Annotated in this window: 21 protein-coding genes; 12 read left to right on the forward strand and 9 right to left on the reverse strand. The window is 64.1% G+C overall.

Annotated features, from left to right (window positions below; translation table 11 throughout):
* The 4 genes from ACFC3J_RS08595 to ACFC3J_RS08610 all read right to left on the reverse strand — a co-directional run.
* Positions 1-213, reverse strand: a 213-nt coding sequence (locus ACFC3J_RS08595) for a flavoprotein (protein WP_375195764.1), incomplete at its 3' end; no start/stop codon positions are given.
* A gap of 54 nt (positions 214-267) precedes the next feature.
* Positions 268-672 carry a heme-binding protein gene (locus ACFC3J_RS08600; protein WP_375195765.1) on the reverse strand — a complete coding sequence of 135 codons (405 nt, stop codon included), beginning with the start codon at positions 670-672 and terminating at the stop codon, positions 268-270.
* Positions 673-726: 54 nt separating this feature from the next.
* A complete protein-coding gene (gene ubiB, locus ACFC3J_RS08605) occupies positions 727-2,268 on the reverse strand; it encodes a 2-polyprenylphenol 6-hydroxylase (protein ID WP_375195766.1) in 1,542 nt (513 codons plus the stop codon).
* Positions 2,269-2,274: 6 nt separating this feature from the next.
* Positions 2,275-3,006, reverse strand: a complete 732-nt coding sequence (locus ACFC3J_RS08610) for a class I SAM-dependent methyltransferase (RefSeq protein WP_375195767.1) — start codon at positions 3,004-3,006, stop codon at positions 2,275-2,277.
* A gap of 176 nt (positions 3,007-3,182) precedes the next feature.
* Between ACFC3J_RS08610 and mutM the strand changes: the two genes are divergently transcribed.
* The 4 genes from mutM (at position 3,183) to ACFC3J_RS08630 (ending at position 6,875) form a co-directional block, all read left to right on the forward strand.
* Positions 3,183-3,995 carry a bifunctional DNA-formamidopyrimidine glycosylase/DNA-(apurinic or apyrimidinic site) lyase gene (mutM, locus tag ACFC3J_RS08615; RefSeq protein WP_375195768.1) on the forward strand — a complete coding sequence of 271 codons (813 nt, stop codon included), beginning with the start codon at positions 3,183-3,185 and terminating at the stop codon, positions 3,993-3,995.
* A 120-nt stretch (positions 3,996-4,115) separates the two neighbouring features.
* On the forward strand, positions 4,116-4,379 hold the full coding sequence (gene rpsT / locus ACFC3J_RS08620) for a 30S ribosomal protein S20 (RefSeq protein ID WP_192667763.1): 264 nt from the start codon (positions 4,116-4,118) through the stop codon (positions 4,377-4,379).
* Between the two features lie 442 nt (positions 4,380-4,821).
* The gene (gene dnaA / locus ACFC3J_RS08625) at positions 4,822-6,237 is read left to right on the forward strand and encodes a chromosomal replication initiator protein DnaA (protein WP_375195769.1); all 1,416 of its coding nucleotides are present in this window, start codon (positions 4,822-4,824) and stop codon (positions 6,235-6,237) included.
* 32 nt (positions 6,238-6,269) lie between these two features.
* Positions 6,270-6,875 carry a peptidylprolyl isomerase gene (locus ACFC3J_RS08630; RefSeq protein WP_375195770.1) on the forward strand — a complete coding sequence of 202 codons (606 nt, stop codon included), beginning with the start codon at positions 6,270-6,272 and terminating at the stop codon, positions 6,873-6,875.
* A gap of 72 nt (positions 6,876-6,947) precedes the next feature.
* Here ACFC3J_RS08630 and ACFC3J_RS08635 read toward each other — a convergent pair whose 3' ends face one another.
* The 4 genes from ACFC3J_RS08635 to secB form a co-directional block, all read right to left on the reverse strand.
* Entirely contained in the window at positions 6,948-7,598 is a 651-nt protein-coding gene (locus tag ACFC3J_RS08635; protein WP_375195771.1) for a DUF4136 domain-containing protein, read from the reverse strand.
* Positions 7,599-7,812: 214 nt separating this feature from the next.
* Positions 7,813-8,817: a tryptophan--tRNA ligase gene (trpS, locus tag ACFC3J_RS08640; protein WP_375195772.1), complete on the reverse strand. Its 1,005-nt coding sequence runs from the start codon at positions 8,815-8,817 to the stop codon at positions 7,813-7,815.
* 14 nt (positions 8,818-8,831) lie between these two features.
* A complete protein-coding gene (murJ, locus tag ACFC3J_RS08645; RefSeq protein ID WP_375195773.1) occupies positions 8,832-10,424 on the reverse strand; it encodes a murein biosynthesis integral membrane protein MurJ in 1,593 nt (530 codons plus the stop codon).
* Positions 10,425-10,443: 19 nt separating this feature from the next.
* Positions 10,444-10,941: a protein-export chaperone SecB gene (secB, locus tag ACFC3J_RS08650; protein WP_375195774.1), complete on the reverse strand. Its 498-nt coding sequence runs from the start codon at positions 10,939-10,941 to the stop codon at positions 10,444-10,446.
* Between the two features lie 189 nt (positions 10,942-11,130).
* Here secB and ACFC3J_RS08655 point away from each other — a divergent pair, with 189 nt between their 5' ends.
* The 4 genes from ACFC3J_RS08655 to ACFC3J_RS08670 all read left to right on the forward strand — a co-directional run bounded on the left by ACFC3J_RS08655 (position 11,131) and on the right by ACFC3J_RS08670 (position 15,359).
* Positions 11,131-11,787, forward strand: coding sequence for a Tim44/TimA family putative adaptor protein (locus ACFC3J_RS08655; RefSeq protein ID WP_375195808.1), 657 nt, complete (start codon positions 11,131-11,133; stop codon positions 11,785-11,787).
* The gene (locus tag ACFC3J_RS08660) at positions 11,784-13,037 is read left to right on the forward strand and encodes a murein transglycosylase A (RefSeq protein ID WP_375195775.1); all 1,254 of its coding nucleotides are present in this window, start codon (positions 11,784-11,786) and stop codon (positions 13,035-13,037) included. Before ACFC3J_RS08655 ends, ACFC3J_RS08660 begins: the two co-directional genes overlap by 4 nt.
* Before the next feature lie 12 nt (positions 13,038-13,049).
* Positions 13,050-13,583 (forward strand): Smr/MutS family protein, encoded by a 534-nt coding sequence (locus ACFC3J_RS08665; RefSeq protein ID WP_375195776.1) that lies wholly within the window; start codon positions 13,050-13,052, stop codon positions 13,581-13,583.
* Positions 13,584-13,679: 96 nt separating this feature from the next.
* Positions 13,680-15,359: a putative bifunctional diguanylate cyclase/phosphodiesterase gene (locus ACFC3J_RS08670; protein WP_375195777.1), complete on the forward strand. Its 1,680-nt coding sequence runs from the start codon at positions 13,680-13,682 to the stop codon at positions 15,357-15,359.
* A gap of 46 nt (positions 15,360-15,405) precedes the next feature.
* On the opposite strand, the gene dapE is transcribed toward ACFC3J_RS08670, so the two are convergent.
* A complete protein-coding gene (gene dapE / locus ACFC3J_RS08675; RefSeq protein WP_375195778.1) occupies positions 15,406-16,548 on the reverse strand; it encodes a succinyl-diaminopimelate desuccinylase in 1,143 nt (380 codons plus the stop codon).
* A 52-nt stretch (positions 16,549-16,600) separates the two neighbouring features.
* On the opposite strand from dapE, the gene ACFC3J_RS08680 reads away from it, so the two are divergent.
* From ACFC3J_RS08680 to ACFC3J_RS08695, 4 genes are all read left to right on the forward strand, one after another.
* Positions 16,601-17,044 (forward strand): cupin domain-containing protein, encoded by a 444-nt coding sequence (locus ACFC3J_RS08680; RefSeq protein WP_375195779.1) that lies wholly within the window; start codon positions 16,601-16,603, stop codon positions 17,042-17,044.
* Between the two features lie 2 nt (positions 17,045-17,046).
* Positions 17,047-18,084 carry an LD-carboxypeptidase gene (locus ACFC3J_RS08685; protein WP_375195780.1) on the forward strand — a complete coding sequence of 346 codons (1,038 nt, stop codon included), beginning with the start codon at positions 17,047-17,049 and terminating at the stop codon, positions 18,082-18,084.
* 277 nt (positions 18,085-18,361) lie between these two features.
* Complete coding sequence (locus ACFC3J_RS08690) at positions 18,362-18,538, forward strand: hypothetical protein (RefSeq protein WP_375195781.1); 177 nt, start codon at positions 18,362-18,364, stop codon at positions 18,536-18,538.
* A gap of 39 nt (positions 18,539-18,577) precedes the next feature.
* Positions 18,578-18,931, forward strand: a complete 354-nt coding sequence (locus ACFC3J_RS08695) for a hypothetical protein (RefSeq protein WP_375195782.1) — start codon at positions 18,578-18,580, stop codon at positions 18,929-18,931.
* The last annotated feature ends 15 nt before the right edge of the window (positions 18,932-18,946 follow it).

An 18,946-nucleotide genomic window follows, 5' to 3' on the forward strand; every position in this document is an offset into this window, starting at 1 on the left:
CCCGATCTCGCGCTCTTCCTTGAGGTCGAACATGTCCCCATAGACATGATCCTCGGTCAGCACGCCCAGCGACAGCGGCGTCAAGAACTGCGCCGCGCTCTCCGTCAGGACCGCCCGCACGGCAAAGCCCCGCTTGCGCAGCAGCCGCACCAGCTCCAGCGACTTGTAAGCCGCTATGCCGCCGGAAATGATGAGAAGGATGCGTTTGGTCATGACAGGCCCATCATTTGGTCAAGCGAGGGGCCCTTGTCCAGCCCACGCCGCCCGTTACAGGATAGCCGCGATCCCCGCGCGCGCGATCTGGACGTCCTGATCCGACTTCACGCCCGACACGCCGACGGCGCCGACAATGTCGCCGTCCACGATGATCGGCACGCCGCCTTCCAGCATGGCCTGCATTCCCGGCGCGGAGAGCATGGTGATGCGGCCGCCCAGGATCAGATCCTCATAAACCTTCGATTCCCGGCGTCCCAGCACGGACGTCGTCGCCTTGGCGGGCGCCATCTGGGCCGTGCTGGCCGATGCGCCGTCGAGCCGCAGCAGGCCCAGCAGATGCGCGCCGTCGTCCACGACCGCGATCGTCACCGCCCAGCCATTGGCGCGTGCTTCCGCCTCGGCTGCGGCCAGAATGGCCTTGACGTCACTGGCTTCCAGACTGTGCTTGGTCTTCATTCTGATTTCCGTTCAAGAATAGGGGCCGTACCGACCCGGCAAATTGTCGAAACCTTATAGAAAGGTCGTCGCAGCCGCCATGGCGCCCGCGCCCACGACCCCGGCCAGCAATGCCACCACCACATAGCGCCACCCGGCCCCGACGCGGATCAGGCGCACCTCAGCCAAAGGAGGCGGCGGCGGCGCGCCGCCCTTTTCCGGAAAGGCTTCCTCGATCCGCTTCACCAGACCCGGCAGGCGTTGCAGGATGCGCCAGTTCTCGATCAGCGCATCGGCCGCCTTCGCCTCCGGCCCCAGTTCGGAGCGCAGCCACTCCTTCACATAAGGCCCGCTCGTTTCCCACAGGTTGATGTCGGGATCGAGCGAGGTCGCCACGCCCTCCACCATCACCATGGTCTTTTGCAGCAGCAGCAGGTGCGGCTGGGTCTGCATGTCGAAATCGCGGGTGATCGCAAACAGCCCGTCCAGCATCCCGCCGACCGACAGTTCGCGCACGGGCTTGCCGCGCATCGGTTCGCCCACGGCCCTCAGAGCCGTGGCGAACTCCTCGACATTGTGATGGCCGGGGACATATTGCGCCTCGAAGTGGATCTCCGCCACGCGCTTGTAATTGCCGGTGATGAGGCCGTAGAGGATTTCCGCCAGCCACATGCGCGCGCGCCGGTCGATCCGCCCCATGATGCCGAAGTCGATGGCGACGATATCGCCATTGGCGGTGACGAACAGATTCCCCTGATGCATGTCCGCATGGAAGAAGCCCTCGGCAATAGCCTGTCGAAGGAATGCGTTCACCAGCCGCGACGCGATCTCCTTCACATCATGGCCCGCCGCGATCAGCGCGTCCCGATCGGAGATCTTGACCCCCTCGATCCACTCCATCGTCATGACCTTGCCGCTGGTGCGGTCCCAGTCGATGGCGGGCACGCGATAGCCGGGCATCGCCTCCATCGCCTCGCCCAGCTCGGACGCGGAAGCCGCCTCGCGCCGCAGGTCGAGTTCCCGCGCCGTCCAGCGCTTCATGTTGGCGATGACGAGCCGGGGCCGCAGCCGTGCCACTTCTCCGCCCAGCATCTCGACATGGGCGGCGGCCCATTCATAGGTCTGGATGTCGCGGTTGAACTGGTCGGTGACGCCAGGACGGATCACCTTCACCGCCACTTCCCGCCCGTCGATGGTCACCGCCCGATGCACCTGCGCGATCGAGGCCGCGCCCACCGGCTCCTCATCGAAGCGGCTGTAAAGCGCCTCCAGCGGTCGTCCGAAACTCTGTTCGATCTGCGCCCTTATGATCGCGAAGGGTACAGGCGGCAGGGCGTCCTGCAGGCGGAGCAAGTCGTTGGCGGCTTCGTCCCCCACCAGATCCGGCCGCGTCGCCAGCGTCTGTCCCAGCTTGATCGCCGCAGGACCGATGGCCTGAAAGGCGTCGGCATAGCGCGGCTGTTTGGGCACCCGCGCGCCGAACCGCGCCACCCGCACCAGCCGCCGCACTGGCGTCGGCGTCAACGGATCGCGCTCGATCCCGGTGAGGGCGCCATGTCGTGCCAGGGTGCGGCCCCATTTCAGCAGCCGCCAGATATGCGTGATGTGGGAGGACACGGGGCTTTAGATCTTCCACCCGGAATGAATAGCGACCAGCCCGCCGAGGATCGGCTCGACCTTGGTCTGCACGAAGCCAGCCTCGCGGATCATCCTTTCAAACTCCGGCATGGGAGGAAAGCGGCGGATCGATTCGATCAGATAGCGATAGCTGTCCTCGTCATCCGCCAGCAGCTTGCCGAGCTTGGGCACCAGCCTGTGCGAATAGAGGTCATAAACGTCCGAAAAACCGGGCCAGGTGGTGGTGGAAAATTCGAGGCAGAAGAAGCGCCCGCCAAACTTCAGCACGCGGTACGCTTCCCGCAGCGCTCTGTCGATACGGGTAACGTTCCGGATGCCGAACGCGATCGTATAGGCATCGAATTCCCGGTCGCCAAAGCTGAGTTCTTCCGCATTCTGCTCCGACCAGATCAGTCCTTCGAGGCTTTTTTTCTTCGCCCGCTCGACGCCGACAGCCAGCATTTCCGGGTTGATGTCGGACACGGTGACCTGCGCCCCATGCCTGTGCATGCGAAAGGCAATGTCCCCGGTGCCACCCGCCATGTCGAGGATGGTCTCGTCCCTGCGCGGTTTCACGCGATTGACGAACTGGTCCTTCCAAAGGCGATGCGCGCCCGCCGACATGGCATCGTTCATCAGGTCATATCTGGATGCGACGTTGGAGAAGACGGCGCGGACCATCCCCTGCTTTTCGGCGGCTTCGACATCGCGATAGCCAAAGGAAGCGGTTTCACTCATGGCGAGCCTCCTAGAGTGATTTCAAGGGAAATGGAACATTCCCGGCTCCGAAATCGCGGCGAAGGAAGCGCATTGTCCTGGGGAGAGGAAACATCCGATCAGCTGAAATGTCCGTGCGGCGCGTCCGGCGCGATGCGGCCTTTTGCTCCGGCCGGCAGGGCACTACATGAAAAGCCATGCCTGAACTCCCCGAAGTCGAAACTACCGTAGCAGGTCTGCGCTCCGTCCTCGAAGGCGCCGTCCTTGCCCGCGTCGAACCGCGCCGCGCCGACCTGCGCTGGCCGATTCCCGTCGATCTGCGCCAGCGGTTGACCGGCGCGACCGTCACGGCGCTATCCCGCCGCGCCAAATATGGCCTGATCGGCACCGACCGCGGCGACACGCTGATTTTTCATCTGGGCATGTCGGGGCGCTGGCGAATCGATCCGGCGCAGATCGGCGCCCACGACCATCTGCTGATCGAAACGGGGGCAGGGCGGCTGCTCTCGCTGAACGATCCGCGCCGCTTCGGCTCCCTGGATCTCGTCCGCAGCGACGCCTGGGAGAGCTACAACCCCTTCACCCGCATGGGACCCGAACCGCTGGGCCAGCAGTTCGATGCGACGACGCTGGCGGCAGCGCTCAAGGGCAAGGCGACCTCCATCAAGGCGGCGCTGCTCGATCAGCGTATCGTTGCGGGTCTGGGCAATATCTATGTCTGCGAGGCGCTGAACATGGCCGGTATCGCTCCCACGCTCGCGGCAGGCAAGATCAGACGCCCGCGCCTTGGCCTGCTGGTCGAATCGATTCGCGAGGTTTTGACCGCCGCTATCGCGGCGGGCGGCTCGACCCTGCGCGATTATGCCCGGCCGGACGGGGAACTGGGCTATTTCTCCAAGCAATGGCGAGTCTATGGGCGGGAAGGGGAGCCATGCGTCTGCGGGGGGATCATCAGCCGCCGGGTGGATGGCGGCAGATCGACCTTTTTCTGCCCGAAATGCCAGAAATAGCGGGGCGCTCAGCGGTTGACGCCCCCGGTGAACCCCTGTATGGGGCGCACCTTCACGAGAGCCGGTTGGCGAGTCCGGCAGGCTCTTTTCACGAGATTTGACGAGAACCGAGGACAGTAAATGGCCAATACGCCGCAAGCCAAGAAGCGCATCCGTCGCAACGCCCGCCGCGCCGAGATAAACGGCGCCCGCATCAGCCGGATCCGTACCCTGGTGAAGAAGGTTGAAGCCGCTCTTGCCGCTGGCGACAAGGCCGTTGCGACCACGGCGCTTCAGGCGGTTCAGCCGGAACTCGCCCGCGGCGTTGCCCGTGGCGTCCTGCACAAGAACACTGCGGCCCGCAAGTTCGGTCGCCTGACGAAGCGCGTCAGCGCGCTCGGCTAAGCGCCCAGCCCTTTCCATCGTCAGCTCGAAATGGTGCCCGTCCCGCATTAGCGCGGGGCGGGCTTTTCATGTTTCGTTCACGGAACAGTCACTTTCGGAGACCGGCGGAAATCCCGCGATTCTCGCCCGATTCGACAGTAAGAGGCGAAAACGTCCATTTTTAACTGGTTGAATAATAAAGATAATTTTTCAAAGTGGCGTTTTCCGCGGGTTTGCCGAGTCAACGGCTTTATTTCACATTTTTGACTGGCCAAGCCCTTGATCCGGCGAAGAAGGCCTGTCTATTTTGATCCTCAGGCCGCCACTCGAATCGAATTTCCGGCGGTCATCAGAAGGTTGGTTGACGCAAAGGATTGGGAAAGCACCGCCTTTTCCAAGGGACTTTCTGCGTCTTGAAATTGCCCCTGCCTACAGGGGTGCAGTTGATGGGGGTCGACTGTTTATGAAGGATATTACGGCAGTGATTGGTAGTTTGAGCGGTCTTGACACGCAGCAAAATGCGCGCCTGGAGACTGCCTGGGCGACCATTCGCGCCGGCCTGCGCCGGGACATCGGCGCGCGCATGTTCGACCAGTGGCTGAAGGCCGCTCAACTGGGCGACTATTGCCCGGAATCGCAAACCCTCGATCTGCTGTTCGCTTCCGATTTCACCGCCAATTTTGTGTCGGGTCAGTTTGGCGACCGGCTGCGCATGGCATGGCGCTGCGCAGGTGCGAGCGTGCGTGAGGTGCGGCTTCGACGCGCGCCCAATGCAGTTGGCCCGCGGCTTCTGGAGTTGTCCCACGCAGAAACGGCGCCGATACCTGACATGGCGGCAAGTGGTCCCCAAACGCCTGCGTCCAATTTCCAGCCGCGGCACAGCTTTGGCGAGTTCGTGACCGGCGAAACCAATCATCTTGCCTTTTCCGCCGCTCAGGCGATGGCGGGCGAGAGTCAGCCGCGTTTCAGCCCGCTTTTCATTCATGGGGGCACCGGCCAAGGTAAAACGCATCTGCTGCATGCGATTGCTCAGGCCTTCTCCGCCCATTCCCCTTCTGCGCCCGTACTCTATATGTCCGCCGAGCGGTTCATGATGGAATTTGTGAACGCCATGCGTGCGAACGAAACCATGATGTTCAAGGCGCGGCTACGGGCTGCCCGGCTGCTTCTGATCGACGATATTCAGTTCATTGCAGGCAAGGGATCGACCCAGGAAGAGTTTCTGCACACGATCAACGATCTGATCGATTCGGGGGCCCGCATCGTCGTGACCGCGGATCGCGCGCCGCAGATGCTGGACGCGATCGATGCGCGCATCCTGTCCCGTCTGGCGGGCGGCCTTGTGGCTGACATCCGCCCTGCCGGTCTGGATTTGCGCCTTGCGATTCTGGAGGCCAAACGGGCCATCGCCGGTGATCCGCCGGTGCCCGACGCGGTGGTCGATTTTCTGGCGCGCTCGATCCGATCCAATGTCCGCGAGCTGGAAGGTGCCTTCAACAAGCTGATTGCCTATGGGCAACTTACCGGCCGGCCGATCGATCTGGAATTTGCCCAGAGTATGCTGGCCGACGCGGTCCGCGCAAATGCGCGTCGGATCACGGTGGACGAGATCCAGAAGGCATGCGCGGCCCATTACAAGATCGATGCAGCGGAAATGCGTTCCAAGCGCCGTGCCCGCGCCGTGGCGCGTCCGCGGCAGGTGGCGATGTATCTTGCCAAGAAGATGACGCCGCGCTCACTCCCCGAAATCGGACGCATCTTTGGCGGGCGCGACCACAGCACCGTCATTCATGCCGTTCGCACGATCGAGCAGCTGCGCGAAAGCAATCCGGACATCGACGCCGACATCCGCGCGCTTCAGCGCCAGCTGGAAGGCTGACAGAGGGCGCGCTTTGGATTAGGCTTTGCGCCATGATCCGACAGCTTGTCCTCTTTATCTTCGCCTTTCTCTGTCTGGCTCCTGCCGCCGCGCAACCCTCGGCGGCTCCTGCGCCTGTTGATGTCCGGGTTGCGCTGGAGACCGGCGCCGGACGCATCATTGTCGCTGTGCATGTCGCCAAGGCGCCGGTTACCGCCGCCAATTTCCTGCGCTATGTGGATGAGAAAAGGCTGGACGGCACGCTTTTCTATCGCGCCGTCGGCACGGCTGATTACGGCTTCGTGCAGGGCGGGGCACAGAATGATCCCAGGCGCGTCCTGCCGCCGATAAGCCATGAGCCGACGACCCAGACCGGCCTGACCCATGATGACGGGGCGCTCTCCATGGCGCGTTATGCGCCGGGCAGCGCCACGGGGGACTTTTTCATCGTTTTGGGCAAGATGCCGGGCATGGACGCCCATCCCGAAGCCGTGGGGGACAATCAGGGCTTTGCCGTTTTCGCCCATGTGGTCGAGGGGCTGGATGTCGTTAAGGCCTTTCTGGCCGAACCCAGATCCGCCAGTGCAGGCGAGGGCGTCATGAAGGGGCAGATGCTGGAGGCGCCGGTGAAAATATTGACTGCGCGCCGTCTTCCCTGACACAAGGAAGCCCGGCGGTGATGGGCCGCCGGGCGATGGAAACGGCCGCAAGCCGCCTTCGATGGGAAAGGCTCAGCCCTTCTTTTCGGGGGGCAGCGTGATCTTGACATTCTCCCCATTCTGGCCGGGGAAGCCGGTGAACATGGCGTCGATCAGGTTCGGCACCAGATAGGTCAGCTTGTTCGACAGCGATTGTGCCGACGCCTTGCCCTCGAACAGGCGGCGATTGTCGGCTGCGCGGTCGATCTTCATACTGAGGTCGCTGGTGTAAACCGTATAGCTGCTGATGTCGTTATAGCCGCCGGGGCCGAACAGCCACGGATCGTAGAAGCCATACCCCCATGGGCGGCCCCAACGGCCGCGCCAGCCCCAGCCGCCGTAGAAGAAGGGATCGGGCGAGCCGAAGCCCGTCGAACGGACCTTCTCCCGGCCATTGTCGACGCCATAGGAGACGCGCACGATCAGATCGGCCCGGGCCGGATCGCCTGCCGCGACATAGCCCGTCTGGGTCAGGCGCTGGCCGACCAGATCGGCATAGTGCGAAAATTCAAGACCACCGGCGAGACGCGGATCGTCCGCAACGATGGTGAAGCTCTGCCCGGCAGGCGCGGGAAGCTGCTGAAAGCGGGCGACGTCCGCCTTGAAGGAAGTTGCGCAGCCCGACAGTGCCATCATCGCCAAAGCGGGCGCTGCAATCAGGCCGATCTTGTTGAAACGGATCATTTTTCTGCGTCCTGTATCAGGCACTACGCCTGCGAAACATCTTGCGCCCCGCCATAGCAAAACGCAACTGAACATCGTTTGAACGCGCGTAACGGGCGAACGGGCGCAAACCATGTCCTGCCAACCCCTACGACGGCGCGGGCATGATTATTCCGTCACTCCGCGGCGAAGGGCTGCGTTTTTGGGCGGCCCCTGTCACATCCGCTCAACGCTGTCAGCGCATCAATCCCATGGCGTCATAGGCGGCGCGCAGGGTAGGTTCGGCCGCCGCTGCAGCCTTGGCCGCGCCCTTTTCCAGGATCGCGTCCAGCGCAGCGTCGTCGGTGCGCAGTTCCATGAAGCGGGTTCGGATCGGACGGAGCGTCTCCACCAGCAACTCGCCCAGAGCGGGCTTGAACGCGCCAAAGCCCTTGCCCGCAAATTCGGCGCAGACGGCATCGGCGGTGGTGCCCGCCAGCGTCGCATAGATGCCGACCAGATTGTTCGCTTCCGGGCGGCCCGTCAGCCCTTCAGCCGTTTCGGGCAAAGGTTCGGGGTCGGTCCTGGCCTTCTTCACCTTCTGCATGATCGCATCATCTTCGTCGGTAAGGTTGATGCGGCTCATGTCGGACGGGTCGGACTTTGACATTTTCGCCGTGCCGTCGCGGAGCGACATGATGCGCGCCGATTCCTTCGGGATGATCGGGTCGGGCAGGGTGAACAGCTCTACGCCGAAATCGGTGTTGAATTTGGTGGCGATGTCGCGGGCCAGTTCCAGATGCTGCTTCTGATCCTCGCCTACCGGAACATGGGTGGCGTTATAGACGAGGATGTCCGCCGCCTGAAGCACGGGATAGACGAACAGGCCGATCGAGGCGCCCTCGCGGTCCTTGCCGACCTTGTCCTTGAACTGGGTCATGCGGTTCAGCCAGCCGATCCGCGCCGTGCCGTTCAGCAGCCAGCAAAGTTCCGCATGGGCGGGTACCCGCGCCTGATTGAAGAGGACCGAGCGATCCGGATCGATCCCGGCAGCTACCAGCGCGGCGGCCATGTCGCGAACATTGCGGATGCGCTGTTCGCGCCCCTCATGCACAGTGATGGAATGCATGTCGGCGAGGAAGAAGAAGCACTGGCTGTTGCCGTCCATTTCATCCTGCATCCGCACCCAGTTGCGGATCGCGCCCAGATAATTGCCCAGGTGCAGATTGCCGGTCGGCTGGATGCCGGAAAGGACGCGCATTTCTTTATCCGTTCTTATGAGGTTGCACTTTTGCGGCGCATCAGCGCCTTGAGGTCGGACAGCCGATAGGCGCCCGTGACGAAACAGGCCACTCCGTATAGGGCAATTCCCACGCCGACAAGCACGGCCAAAGCGACATAGCGCTGGACCATGACGCCGCCGAGCCAGGGATCGAGCAGCCCTTCGCCCGCGTAGAGCGCCGCGCCCATGGCCGCCGCCGCCGCCGCCAGCCGGGGCAGGCGCCGCCGCAACTGCGCATCGGCGGCGAAATGCCCGCGCTTCACCAGCGTCGAATAGAGCATGGCGACGTTGATGGTAGAGGAGAGCGCCGTCGCCAGCGGCGGGCCGACATGGCCCATGCCTGCCTCAGCCAGCAGCGGGATCAGCAGGATATTGCCGATGATGTTGATGATGATCGACAGCATCGCATAACGCACGGGCGTCTTCGTGTCGCCGCGCGCATAATAGCCGGGCGTCAGCACCTTCACGAGCACATAGGAGGGCAGGCCGATGGAGAATGCGGACAGTGCCCAGCCGCAGCGCTGGGCATCTTCGATCGTGAAGCGGCCATATTGGAACAGACCGCGCACGATCGGTTCGGCCACTGTGATGAAGGCGACGGTGGCGGGCAGGGTCAGGAACAGCGCCAGTTCGATGCCGCGATTTTGCGTGTCCATGGCTTGCCCTTCTTCCCCGCGAGAGAGCAGGCGGGAGATGGTCGGCAGCAATATGGTGCCGAGACCAATGCCGATGAGGCCCAGCGGCAACTGGTTCAGTCGGTCGGCATAATAAATATAGGTGATCGACCCTGAGGCGAGCAGCCAGCCGGAGAGCGCCGTGGATATCAGCAGGTTGATCTGCGACGCGCCCGCGCCCGCTGCGGCCGGTACGATCAGGCGGAGCAGTTCCTTCACATCGGCGTCCAAGCGCGGCCGCTTCAGCTTCATCGACACGCCCGCCCTGTGGCAGGCCCAGATCAGCCAGAGCAATTGCAGCGCGCCGCCGACCGTGACCGAAATCGCCTGCACCCGCGCGGTTTCATATTCGTTATCGCCGTGGAACAGCCACAGTCCGGCGATCATCGCGACGTTAAGGAGGATCGGCGCCGCCGCATTGACCCAGAATTTGTCCAGCGAGTTCAAAATGCCGCCCAGCAGCGACGCGAGGCTGATCAACGCCAGATAGGGCAAAGTGATGCGGGAGAGCATGACGGCGAAGGCGAACTGTTCCGGCGTCGGATGCTGCCGCGAAAAGCCGCCGGAAAGTGCCCAGGTAATCGGCCATGCCGCCGCAATCAGGAGCGCGGTGAAGACCACCAGCACCGGCAGCAGCACCGCCAGCGCGCGTTCGGCAAAATGATAGCCCTCCGCGATTCCGCCCGGCCCCGCCGCCTTACGGTTGAACATCGGGATGAAGGCGGCGGAAAAGGCGCCCTCGGCAAAGAGGGCGCGGAACATGTTCGGCAGCCGGAAAGCGACGCCGTTAAAGGCGTCCGATGCGAAGCCCGCCCCGACATAGCGCGCGGCCAGCGAATCCCGCACCAGCGCGAGCACCCGGCTGGCGAGCGTGAGCCCGCCGACCGAGCCAAGTGCTCGCACCAGCTTCATATCTCAAATACCGATCGACTCAGGCGTGACCGGCCGGTTCGCCCGCGGTCTGGGCCATGGCCTGCGCCTGCTGGACATAGAGGCCGCTGAAATCGATCGGATCGAGCAACAGCGGCGGGAAACCGCCGTCGCGGATCGCATCGGCCAGCACGCGGCGGGCGAAGGGGAAGATCAGGCGCGGCGCCTCGGCCAGCATGAAGGGCTGCATCTGGTCTTCCGGTACGTTGCGCATGCCGAAGATCGCAGCATAGACCAGCTCGACGGCGAAAGCGGTGCCCTGCGGCGCGGTCGCCTTGACCTCGATCTTCAGCGACACTTCAACCACTTCTTCGCCGACCTTGTCGGCGCCGATGTTGAACTGGACGTCGATCTGTGGCTGGTCCTGCCACTGGTAGACGGCAGGCGCGTTCGGGTTTTCGAACGACAGATCCTTCACGTACTGGCTGATCAGCGCGATCTGGGGGGCGGTATCGGCGCCATTGCCAGTGGTCTGAATGGTATCGGCTTCCTCGGCCATCTCGTTTCCCTGGGTCTGTTGTTGGTTGGCAGGCACGATGCCCGCTGATGTTCGATCCGGGCGCTTAGCAGGGGCGGCAGGGCGGGGCAATGCACCTCACGCAAAGGCGCCATTTGAATATGCGGGGAAACATGCCTATGTTGGTTGCGTTACAGTTTTTCAGATTCAGCCCAAAGGGTGCCTGCCTCCGTGTATGTGATCGTCATCCTCGCCATGATTGCCGGTTTTCTGGCGCTGCGGCTCTATTCCGTGCTTGGCAAGCGGACGGGGCATGAGCAGGAACCTGCCCCGCGGCCTGCCGAAGACCGCGCCAAGGTGACCATCGTTCAGCCGCGCCCGGTGCCGGAGATGGCGGGCGATTCGGTGCGGCTGGCCGACGGTCTGATTACGTCCGCCGGCGAAGCGGGCGTGCGCGCGCTAATTGCTGTGGATCGGCATTTCGACGTGCCGCAGTTCGTGGAGGGAGCCAAGGCGGCCTACAAGATGGTACTGGAAGCCTTCTGGCGCGGCGACCGGCAGGAGTTGGAATGGCTGTGCGACGCCGATGTCCTCGCATCTTTTGAAGAGGCCATTGCCGCACGCGAAGCCGAGGGTCATGTTCTTGACAACCGGCTGGTCCGCATCGAGAAGGCGCAGATCGTCGATGCCAGCGTCAATGGACGGATGGCGGAAATTTCGCTGCGCTTCGAAGCCGACATCGCTGCTGTGACCCGCGATCGGGACGGTCATGTCGTCGCAGGATCGCTGACGGACGCGATCAGCACCAACGATATCTGGACCTTCACGCGCGACCTGCGTAGTTCCGATCCCAACTGGAAGCTCAGCGAGACCGACGAGGCGGCATGACGCTGCGTCGGTCGGGGGGGGCGCTTGTTGTTGCGCTGCTGCTGTCCGCATGTGCGGGCGGCGTGATTCCACCGGGGGCAGGCGGCCCCGCGCCGACGCGTCCGTCCCGTGGGGAAACGGCAACCCGGCCCGTGCCCGCAACGCCCCGACCTCCGCTGCCCGTGACGCCCCCCAGCACGACGCCGACGGCCGACACCGCGAATGCTCTGAGTGCCGGCATTACGCGGGGCCCCGACATCGCCAGCCTGATCCCATCCGGCGAACGGTCGCGCCAGGCACTGCAGGCTTTCCGCCTGTCCTGCCCGTCACTGATGAAGCGCACGGACCAGAGCGGCCTGACGCGCGGCTCTGACTGGAACAGCGCCTGCGCCGCTGCATCGAGCTGGCCCGAAGCCTCTGCCAGCGAATTTTTCTCCCGCTATTTCGAACCCGTTCAGGTGGGTGCGGGCGCGGCCTTCGTCACGGGCTATTATGAACCCGAAATCGCAGGATCGCGCACCCGGCAGCCCGGTTACCAGGTGCCGGTCTATCGCCGCCCACCCAATCTGATCGACGTCAATCTCGGCCTGTTTAGCGACAGCCTCAAGGGCAAGACCATCCGCGGCAAGGTGGACGGCAGCAATTTCATGCCCTTCGATGAACGGTCGCAGATCGTTTCCGGCTCGCTGGCGGAGAGGGGGCTGGAACTGGCCTGGGCCGCCGATCCGGTCGAATTCTTCTTCCTTCAGGTGCAGGGCAGCGGGCGGTTGCGGCTGCCCGATGGTGGTATCATGCGCATCGGCTATGACGGGCAGAATGGCCGGGACTATACGGGTATCGGCAAGCTGATGAAGGATCGCGGACTGATCCAGGCCGGATCGATGCAGGACATTATGGCCTATCTGCGCGCTCACCCCGAAGAGGGCAGGGCCATCATGGATGAGAACAAGAGCTTTGTGTTCTTTCGTGAACTGAACGGCACAGGGCCGGTGGGTGCCATGGGCGTGGCGGTGACGCCGGAAGCAACTGTCGCGGCCGACCCCAAATATGTGCCGCTGGGTGCGCCGGTCCTGTTGTCGTTGGACCGGGCAGAACCCAACGGCATCTGGATCGCGCAGGATACGGGCGGCGCGATCAAGGGCGCCAACCGTTTCGACAGTTTCTGGGGCGCGGGCGACAACGCGCGCGCCATTGCCGGGGGCATGTCGGCCCGGGGCAGCGCGCTGGTCCTGCTGCCGATCGGATCGTCGGCGCGGCTCAGCCAGAACTGAGCTTATCGTGCCATGGCCCGGCGGCATCTTTCTTCCGAAGAACAGGCGCTCTGGACGGCGCTGACCAAATCGGTGAAGCCGTTGCGACCGGGGGTGCGGACGGCTGGGCTGACTGCGCTGCCCGTCATTCCCCCCGCCCCGGCAGGGTTAATGCCTCCCGCCATTCCGGTACCCTTTGCCGCGCTCCCTCGAACACCGGCGGCGGTGCTGGATTCCGGCTGGGAACGCAGGATCCGTAACGGAAATCTCGCGCCCGACATGAGCATCGACCTGCATGGCCATAGCCTGGCGGCGGCCCATTCGCGGCTTAACCAGGCGCTCGCTGCGGCGTGGACGCGTGATGCGCGTGTGTTGCTCGTCGTTACTGGCAAACCGCCGAAAAGCGCTTCCTCCCAAGGCGGCTCCCGCCGTGGCGCCATCCGGGGCGAAATCGGCCACTGGCTGGAAACCAGCAGCTATGCCGACCGTATCGCCAGCGTGCGGATCGCGCATCAACGCCATGGCGGCGAGGGCGCGCTCTACATCATTTTGCGGCGCAAAAAATAGGTCTTTTGGCCTGTTCCACTGACCTTTTCTTAACCACTGTCCTTCATATCCGGCTGGCTGGATCCACGGGTGGACCGGATGAAGGCAGGGAGACCCATGCAGGGCGTGACATTGACGAGCCGCGCCACTGCCTTCGCCTGCGCCGCGGGGGCGCTGGTATTCATCCTGTCGCTGGTGCTCGGCCAGTGGCAGGCGACCGACATTGACGGCATCGGCCGCTCGCTTATCATCGCGATCCTCTGCGGCACATTGAGCTGGGCCTCTGCGCGCCGCACTGTGGCCACCACCGCCAGTGCGATCGACAAGGCCACGGAACGACTGCTGGCCGCCGCGCATGGCGACCTGCAGTCGGTCGTGCCGCGCGATATCGGACAGGAATTGCCGGACCTTTCGGTGGCGATGGAAAGCCTGTTCAGCCAGGTGCGCACCAATCTCGACCATGTGCAGGCACTTGCCCTGTTCGATCAGGTGACGGGGCTTGCCAATCGCACCAGCTTTTGCCGTCAGGTCGAACGGATGCTGGCCGAACGCAGCGAGGAGGGGCTGGCCGCGCTGTTCTTCATCGATCTGGATGGTTTCAAGAATGTGAACGATACGCTGGGCCATGCCGCGGGCGACCAGCTGCTGGCCCGCGTCGCTGGCCGCTTGCGCGAAGTGGCGATGGCGCAGGCAGGGGCGGGTTTGGGCGATACCCTGATTGGCCGGCTGGCGGGGGATGAATTCACACTGTTCGTGCCCTCCATGACCGACATGGAAATTGCCGGCCGCATCGCCCGCGCGATCCAGTTCGCTCTGGATGAACGCTTTGATCTGGGCAGTCAGCATATCGATCTGGGCGCGTCCATCGGCATCGCCTGCTATCCCGAACATGGCGATACGCTGCCCGCTTTGCTGCGCTCGGCGGATATTGCCATGTATCATGCCAAGCATCAGGGCCGGAACCGGGCGGAAATGTTTACGGCCGAGCTGGCGCTGGAAGCCGCCGACCGGGCGGAGCTGGAGCGCGATCTGCTGCTGGGCCTGCAGCGTGATGAATTTCTGCTGGAGTTCCAGCCACAGATCGAGGTCGGCAGCGGCCGGGCCGTCACCGCCGAAGCGCTGGTGCGATGGGCGCATCCGGAGCGCGATCTGGTCATGCCCGGTTCCTTCGTTCCGGTCGCCGAAGAGAGTGGGGCGATCGTGGCGCTCGGCGATTGGGTGATGGGTCGCGTGTGCGAAACCGCGGCGCGCTGGGCGCGAGCGGGCATCGCGCAACGCATCGCCGTCAATATTTCCGCTCGCGAATTGGGGCAGGCGGATTTTTTCATGCGGCTGCGCCACGCCATGGACGCGCATCAGGCCCCGCCGGCCATGCTGGAACTGGAGATAAGCGAATCGTTGGCGATGGAGATGAAGGCGCCGACGCACGACCAACTGCGCGCCCTGCAAAGGGATGGCGTGCGGATCGCCATAGATGATTTCGGGACGGGCTATTCCAACCTGTCGCGCCTGCGCGACCTGCCGGTCGACCGGGTGAAGATCGACCGCAGTCTGGTGCGCGATATCGCCATTTCTGCGGAGGCGCGGACGATTTGCAGCGCGGTGGTCGGGCTGATCCAGGGCCTGGGCATGGAGGTGGTGGTCGAGGGCGTTGAAACCGAAGCGCAGATGGAGATGCTGCGCGTGATCGGCTGCACGCTGTTCCAGGGCTATCATCTGGCGCGACCGACGGGAGAAGAGGATTATCTTGCCCGCTTTGCCGTCCCGGAGCCGATGCCGGAACGCAGGTCGGTCTGACCACGCGGAAAAAGCGGCTCCCGCTTTTCCGCGCGAAGTCTAATCCTCAGCCTTTGAGAGCGCGCATCGTCACCAGCCGGTAGATCTCTGCAAGGCCGCGCAGATCGGCCAATGCCACCGCTTCGTCCAGCTTGTGCATGGTCGCGTTGTTGAGGCCGAATTCCACCACCGGGCAGAGATGCGAGAGGAAGCGGGCGTCGGACGTGCCGCCACTGGTCGACAATTCCGCCTCGACGCCGGTGACTTCGCGGATCGCGCCCGCGACCAGATCCGACAGCGTGCCCGGCTGGGTCAGGAAGGGTTCGCCGCTGATCCTGGGTTCCACCGTGCCGCCTTCGCTCGCCGCAAGAGTGGTGATGCGCTCAACCAGTTCCGCGCCGCTATGCTCATTGTTGAAGCGGATCGAGATGCGCGCCTGCGCGGCGGCGGGGATGACGTTGGTGGTCGGGTTGCCGACGTCGAGATTGGTGATCTCGATATTGCTCGCCTGAAACCAGTCATTGCCCTCGTCCAGCACGATCGCATCGATGGCCGACAGAATGCGGACAAGGCGCGGGATCGGATTGTCGGCCAGATGCGGATAGGCGACATGGCCCTGCGTGCCCGCGACGTTGATCCACATATTGACCGAGCCGCGACGGCCGATCTTGATGACGTCGCCCAGCCGCTGCGAAGAGGTCGGCTCCCCCACCAGGCAGAGGTCGGGGCGCAGGCCATGCGCGGCCATGCGGTCCATCAGCGCGAGCGTGCCATAGACCGCAGCGCCCTCTTCGTCGCCGGTAATGATCAGGCTGATCGTGCCGGGCAGGTCGTCGGGCAGGTCATGGAGCGCGGCGACATAGGCGGCGATGGCGCCCTTCATGTCGACGGCGCCCCGGCCGTAGAGCAGTTCGCCGCGCACCTCCGGGGTGAAGGGATCGCTGGTCCAGCCATTGCCGGGCGGCACCACGTCCAGATGGCCGGCGAAGGCGAAATGCGGGCCGGGGCCCGTGGTGCGCCAGGCAAGCAGATTTTCGACCGGGCCGTCAGGCGCCTCGCCCGTCACGAAGCGGTCGACGGTAAAGCCCAGCGGTTTCAGCATCGCTTCCAGCACCGCGAAAACTTCCCCTGTCGCGGGGGTGACGGACGGGGCGGCGATCAGCTTTTCGGTGAGGCTGATCGGGTCGGCATCGGTGCTGGTCATGGTCATCGGCTTGCGTTAGCGAAAGAGGTCACTCTTTGCCAGCGGGAGGAGGAGGTTCATGTCCAAGATCGATCTGGCCGCCATCGAGCAGAGCAACAGGACCGGCTATCCGGCCGAATTTGCCGGTGCGGTGGCCGGGCGATGGGTGCGGCGGCTGGGTCCGGCGACGGGCCTTGCCGATTTTGGCGTCAGCCATGTCGTGCTGAAACCCGGCGCGGCATCCTCGCAACGGCATTGGCATGAGGAGGAGGATGAGTTCGTCGTGATGCTGAGCGGCGAGGCGGTGCTGGTCGAAGAGGGAGGGCGCGAGCTGCTGCGCGCCGGGGACATGGCGGCCTTTCCGAAGGGACGCGCCAATGGCCATCATCTGCTGAACGAGAGCGGCGCGGATTGCGTCTTTCTGGCGGTAGGCCGGGTTCCGCTGGGCAAGGCGCATTATCCCGATATCGACATGGAATGGGACGGGGACGTCTATCGTCGCAAGGACGGGAGCGGCTTTTGAGCATGAACCGGCGTGCCTTGATGGCTTTGTTGGGCGCGGCCATGGCGGTTCCCAAGGCGCTGGCGGCGGCTCCGGCCGGGGCGAGGCCGGGGATCGTGAAGCCGCCCCGCCTGCGATCCGGCGATACGGTCGGGCTGATCGAGCCGGCAGGCTTTACCGACGACGCCTTCGACCTCGATATGGTCAAGGAAACCATCATCGCCATGGGCCTGAAGCCCAAGCCGGCGAAGCATCTGGTCGATCGCTACGGCTATCTGGCCGGGACGGACGCCGACCGGGCGGCGGACGTCAATGCGATGTTTGCCGACCCGGAGGTCCGGGCGGTGTTCGCGACGCGAGGCGGCTGGGGCTGTGCGCGTATCCTGCCCTATCTCGATTTTGCGAAAATCCGGGCCAATCCCAAGCTGTTGATCGGGTTTTCCGATATTACCGCGCTGCATCTGGCTTTTGCGGCGCGGGCGGGTTTCGTCACCATTCATGGTCCCAATGCGGCGAGCAGCTGGCCGCGCTTTTCCTGGGACGCCTTTCGCGCGCTGGCCTTTGACGGGGCGACGCCGACGCTGACCAACCCGGAGGGGCATGAGGACCGGCTGGTGCAGCGGAACGGGCGTATCCGGACCTTTCGAAGCGGGAAGGCGAACGGGCGGCTGCTGGGCGGGAACCTCACCGTCCTGTCGACGCTGATGGGGACGCCATGGGTGCCCGATTTCGAGGGCGCGATCCTGTTCATCGAGGATGTGAGCGAGCAGCCTTACCGGATCGACCGGATGCTGACCCAGCTTTCGCTGGCCGGGGTGCTGGGCAAGGTCGCTGGCGTCGTGTTCGGGCAATGCACCGAATGCGGGCCGAGCGGGGCGTCCTATGGCGGCTTCACCCTGTCCGAAGTGTTGCAGCAGCATCTGGGGGCGCTGAGGGTGCCCGCCTTTCAGGGCGCGCAATTCGGGCATGTTGCGAGCCAGTTCAGCCTGCCGGTCGGGTGCCGGGCGGAGATCGACGCCGATGCCGGGACGATCCGCCTGCTGGAGCCTGCCGTCCGTTAGGGTGACATAGGTGACACGATAGAGCGGCGGAAAAGCGCGGTTTTTCGAAAATTTTCCTATTTCAAAGAGCCGGGTGCCGTTTAGCGGAATGTGGGCGCTGCAGGACAGCGAAATTGTTTGAGGCGCGAACGGGTCCCCGGGGCCTTATTGGTCAACGGCCGCCGCCCCATTAACCATATTCGTCGAGCCGCCCTTTCGGCGAGACGCGCCACCGCGCGCAGCCTTCGGAGTTCGCCGATTCCTCCCTAGAAACTAGCCGTTTACAGGGAGAAGCCGCATGAACATGGACAGCAACGATACTCTATCGGAGCGGGCGGAGCTTCATTTCCTGGCCGCTCTGGTGGATGAACTGATGCGCAAGCTCCTCATTGCCGGCGTGCTGAGCCAGGCGCAGCTCAATGAAATAGAGCAGGCCGTATCGCAGCGCGTCGGGCACGTGCCCCGCGCCTGGTAGGGCTGTTCGCGCGCGGGGGGCTGCGATACACTCGCCATCATGCGCGTGCCCGTCGCCCTTCTTCCGCTCGCGGCCTTCCTTGCCGCCCCGGCGCCTGCGCAGACCCCCGATCGCGCAGGCCATTATTATCTGCGGGGCGTCATGGAAACGGGTTCCGAACTGATGCTGCATCCCGACGGCCGGTTTCAATGGTATCTGGTCTATGGCGCGCTGGACCTGTTTGCCGAAGGACGATGGGCTGAACGCGGCGGCGCCGTGATCCTCACTTCGGAAAAGACGAAGGACGTGCCCGCGCCCGCCTTTCAGACGCTCAGCCTGACCGTCAGGGACAGGGCGCTGGTCCCGCCCGATGGCCATGGCGCCTATGTCCGCCCTGCCGACGAGAAGGATTGATACGCTACCGCCGCC

The organism is Sphingobium sp., from assembly GCF_041987595.1.
In the GTDB taxonomy this organism is placed as follows: domain Bacteria; phylum Pseudomonadota; class Alphaproteobacteria; order Sphingomonadales; family Sphingomonadaceae; genus Sphingobium.